Genomic DNA, 3,873 nt, shown 5'->3' with positions numbered 1-3,873 from the left:
GTTGAACTGACACCCTCCGGGTGAGCGAATTACCTAAATTCTGTTTAAATTCCATCAAATCAAAATCAATCATTATGGAATCTAAAAAAAAACACCTTAGGGACTGTCGTTCTCAATGATCCCGCACAGGGGTATCTGCTGAAGCTGGCCTCATTTCTGGAAGCCAAGGCCTATTCCCCCATGACCATCCGCAACTATATGGCCGAGATGCGCTATATCTTTGCCTATTACAGTCATCTCAACCCCGAGCAGCTTACCCAAGAACACTACCTGTCCCGAGAATCGGGATTGCCTCCTACATCAATTACATCAAGAAAGAACACGGCGTAGGCAGGGACAAATGCAGGATAGCCTGTCCCGCTAATTGCGGGAACAGCCCAGAGCTGCAGTTTCTTTTTCAAGCATATTCTGCCCTCTGCTTATGTAGTTCCGCATGCCCTCTATCCCAGAAAGGAATTCAGGCTTCCCGATATCCTGACGCAGGAACAGGTCGGAAAGGTCCTCGGATCGACTTCCAACCTCAAGCACAGGGCAATCATCGCTTTGTTTTATGGTACCGGAATCAGGCTAAGCGAACTCCGCTTTCTGGAGATGAAACATATCAGCAGGGCAGATATGCAGCTTAAGGTAGTGGCCGGGAAGGGAAGCAGGGACAGGTTCAAAAAATGGAATGTTTATGCCAAGGCTCCCTTCGGTTCGCCCGACAGGGTCGTGGAGTATCTCGGACGCTATACACACAAGATCGCCATCACAAGGCACAGGATCCTTGAAGTCAATGACTCCCACATCAGGTTCAGCTACAAGGACTACGCAGACGGTTCCAGAACAAAGCAGATGTTACTTCCCCATCAGGAATTCCTCAGAAGGTTTGAGCAACACATCCTTCCAAAAAGGTTTGTCAAGATCAGACACTTTGGGTATCTGAGGCTTCAGCGAAAGGGTGAGAGGTTGGCCCAGATCCGGTCATCAATGAACATGGAACCTGAAAAACCAAAGGTGAAAATCCCTTTTCAAATAAGAATGCTCGAAAAATACGGTAGGGATATCTTCAAATGTCCCTGCTGCAAGACCGGAAGAATGACAGTCTTCTTCGATACAAGGGACAAGGCAAACAGGAAACCAAAACCCATAAGATCCACTCCGGCCCCATCTTGAGATCCAAAGGGACCAATGAAGACAGTGGCTTGGTCCAGGACATCCCAAAGTTAAAAAGCCCCATTTACTGGGTAGGGGATTTTATGTCCAAAACAGAAAATACTTCCAAAAAACACAATTTATGCAACAGTAAAAAAACACTATAGACCAATAGCTAGCCTACTAATCCACCTAGCAGCCGTTTCACCCTACGGATGTCAGTCAACAGCCACTAGCAAAAAGCCCTGAAAGATGAATGCATCAATCAGGGCTTTTTTTCAAGGGCTTTTCTCTAGTAGGCTAAATGTTATGCACTGGCTTTCTTTTTTGAATCAAAATGGCTATACTCAATATATTTGGCATATGCCTTAAAATAAAAAAGGATGAGTTGTCATACTCATGCTTTTTGAATTATCTATTATTCCTGCCTATTAAACAATCAATTTTAATTTATCTTTTACATAATTAAAAATTGCTTCATTGCTGTAAGGGTAATCATATCCAGGTTCAGTAATTTCTGCAACAGGTAAATTGTTTCTAACAAACGAACGAATGCGAATTCTTTGTTCGTCAGTATATTGCCCTCCAATCAAAACTAAATCTACCTTTTTATGTTCCAAAAGTTTATCTATTCCTTCTCGCTCGCTTAAGGTTCCAATAATGGTCACGCCTTCAAGCTGCATCAATTGCCTGATTACTTCATCCCGTCTTTTGGGGCTACCGCCAAACAATACGATAACTTTTGCATTTGTATCAAGAGAGATAAACTCTGATAGAAGTTCATTTTTCATAACACGATTTAGGCTAATTACTTAGCCTGATTTTGCTGCCATTGTTCCATGAGTTTGAAGAAGCCTGTATCAATATCAAGTTTACGCCATTTAAATTTCCATCCCTTATCTGTCTTTACTACTTTGCTATTGTTATAGCGAGCAGTTGCCACAATCATAGGTATGGCGGCTACTTCCAGTACAATCATGTCATGGGTCACGCTTGCTTCGGTATCGCTCAAAGGTTGAATAATGATGTTGGTTGCCTGATGCCTTTTTCCATTGGCATCACCCCCAGGACCTACGTGGTGAGCTTCAAATGCTTTTAATTCGTCCCAGGTTTTCATATTGCCAAAAGCGCCACTGTCATAGCCTCCGAATTCATCTGGGCTTACCCAGCAGTTCATAAATCCTTCTACGTCTTTGTTGTCTGTAGCAATACAGTAAGTTGCTATCAGGTTCTGGATTTCTAGTAAATCTTGAGTTGTGATATTCATTTTACTTGTTTTTAATGTTATTGAATTATGGTCTTGGTTTCGAGTTTGATAAGAGCAAAAGAGCCGTGTTAAGCAGCAGAAATAGAATGGGGCCGCCCAGCATTTCATATTGTGGCGGAGTTGCCTGAATATGAGTGTATATTGCAATTACTCCCCAAGCGAAAATGCTGTAAACAATCCATTTACGGTAGGCAGGCATAAGCAGGCCAATTGCAAATCCAACTTCACTTATGCCAATTGGAAAACGCATCCAGACCGGATAGCCCCAACTCTCTAAATTCTTGATTTGCATATCAACGCCAAGAAGCTTGGTAATGCCGGAACCCAAAAATGCAAAGGCAAGTAAGCCCGCAAGCCCCCATGTAATAATGTTCTTTGTTTTAACTGTCATAATTTTTGCTCTAAAATGATAGGGCAAAAATGCGGCTAAAAGAAAACCTATCTCTTAAGGTAGTTTAAGAAATTTATTTGCCGGCAACTTTTCTTCGTATCTCACTCAGATATTCGGGTGTAATGCCAATGTAAGCTGCGATTTGTTTAAGCGGAAGTCGTTGTGCTAAGGTTGGGTAGGTTTCAATAAAGTCCAGATATCGCTCTTCACTTGTAGAGCTTAATAACATTCTTGTTCGCTTGTTTGCCGAGATAATATTTCGGGTCAAAAGATTTATTTGTTCAAGAAGTTCTTCCCTGGTCGCATTATCCCAAACATCCATTTTTTTGCCTTGTAACCAATATACATCACTGTCTTCAATGGCTTCAATATTTATACTGGAAGGAGTTTCATTAAATAAACTATTCATTTCTGTAATTAGCCAGCCTTCAGGAGCAAATTGCATGATATGCTCCTTTCCCGAATCGTCAATAAGATAACTTTTCAAACAACCCCTAATGATCTTACAGCCAAATTTGCAAACATCACCTTGTCTCAAAAGAACAGTTCCTTTTGAAATTGATTTTATTGTCCCCGTTTCAAAAATATTCATGTCAGTTTTAACTGTATTATTTTATTAAAGCACTTGTCCAATACGGTTGCAGGTAACGTATTGGCTGTATGCGATGCTGCGGGATTGAAAGGCAGTGCCTTGTCAGCCCGTAGCCCCTAAGCAAAAGAACTGCTGCCGGAATTACAACCGCGCCCGCAGTATCGAATACAGCTATGTTATGGGCATTTTATCTTTTTCTTGCTTGAGATTGCTTTTCTGTAATGATTTTATCTCCTGAAATGAATTCCCAATGGTTAGTATTCTTATAGTAAATAAACCTGCCCTCTTGAATATAACCCATTGTTCCTCCGCACCAAAGTCCAAGAGATATTGTTTTCTTGTTTACTTTTCCTATTGTCCATCCTCCAATATTTACATCTATGGTATCCTGGCTTATTATATTATGGGTAATCCAATAAATGCTTTCTACTTGGTTCTTCTTAAAAGGTTTGGTTAAGACATCTTGTTCGCGAGTTTTGTTATGAAAGA

Annotated in this window: 6 protein-coding genes; 1 reads left to right on the top strand and 5 read right to left on the bottom strand. The window is 41.1% G+C overall.

Annotation, left to right across the window (positions count from 1 at the left end; genetic code table 11):
* Positions 1-363: 363 nt before the first annotated feature.
* Positions 364-1,155: a transposase gene (locus ACEW8U_RS01465; RefSeq protein ID WP_373520259.1), complete on the top strand. Its 792-nt coding sequence runs from the start codon at positions 364-366 to the stop codon at positions 1,153-1,155.
* A gap of 410 nt (positions 1,156-1,565) precedes the next feature.
* On the opposite strand, the gene ACEW8U_RS01460 is transcribed toward ACEW8U_RS01465, so the two are convergent.
* The 5 genes from ACEW8U_RS01460 to ACEW8U_RS01440 all read right to left on the bottom strand — a co-directional run.
* Positions 1,566-1,925 (bottom strand): hypothetical protein, encoded by a 360-nt coding sequence (locus ACEW8U_RS01460; protein WP_373520258.1) that lies wholly within the window; start codon positions 1,923-1,925, stop codon positions 1,566-1,568.
* A gap of 17 nt (positions 1,926-1,942) precedes the next feature.
* Positions 1,943-2,401, bottom strand: coding sequence for a nuclear transport factor 2 family protein (locus tag ACEW8U_RS01455; protein ID WP_373520257.1), 459 nt, complete (start codon positions 2,399-2,401; stop codon positions 1,943-1,945).
* A 25-nt stretch (positions 2,402-2,426) separates the two neighbouring features.
* Positions 2,427-2,792, bottom strand: a complete 366-nt coding sequence (locus tag ACEW8U_RS01450) for a DoxX family protein (RefSeq protein ID WP_373520256.1) — start codon at positions 2,790-2,792, stop codon at positions 2,427-2,429.
* A gap of 73 nt (positions 2,793-2,865) precedes the next feature.
* The gene (locus ACEW8U_RS01445) at positions 2,866-3,384 is read right to left on the bottom strand and encodes a Crp/Fnr family transcriptional regulator (protein ID WP_373520255.1); all 519 of its coding nucleotides are present in this window, start codon (positions 3,382-3,384) and stop codon (positions 2,866-2,868) included.
* 187 nt (positions 3,385-3,571) lie between these two features.
* Positions 3,572-3,873, bottom strand: a 302-nt coding sequence (locus ACEW8U_RS01440; RefSeq protein WP_373520254.1) for a hypothetical protein, incomplete at its 5' end; no start/stop codon positions are given.

The organism is Aquiflexum sp. (genome assembly GCF_041751335.1).
Lineage (GTDB): Bacteria > Bacteroidota > Bacteroidia > Cytophagales > Cyclobacteriaceae > Aquiflexum.
Note: the sequence above shows the minus strand (reverse complement) of the source record. Positions and strands in the feature narration are given on the sequence as shown.

Excerpts from the sequence above, each read along its gene's own strand:
- ACEW8U_RS01460 (WP_373520258.1), bottom strand. The coding sequence starts at position 1,925 with ATGAAAAATGAACTTCTATCAGAGTTTATCTCTCTTGATACAAATGCA.
- ACEW8U_RS01450 (WP_373520256.1), bottom strand. The coding sequence starts at position 2,792 with ATGACAGTTAAAACAAAGAACATTATTACATGGGGGCTTGCGGGCTTA.
- ACEW8U_RS01455 (WP_373520257.1), bottom strand. The coding sequence starts at position 2,401 with ATGAATATCACAACTCAAGATTTACTAGAAATCCAGAACCTGATAGCA.
- ACEW8U_RS01445 (WP_373520255.1), bottom strand. The coding sequence starts at position 3,384 with ATGAATATTTTTGAAACGGGGACAATAAAATCAATTTCAAAAGGAACT.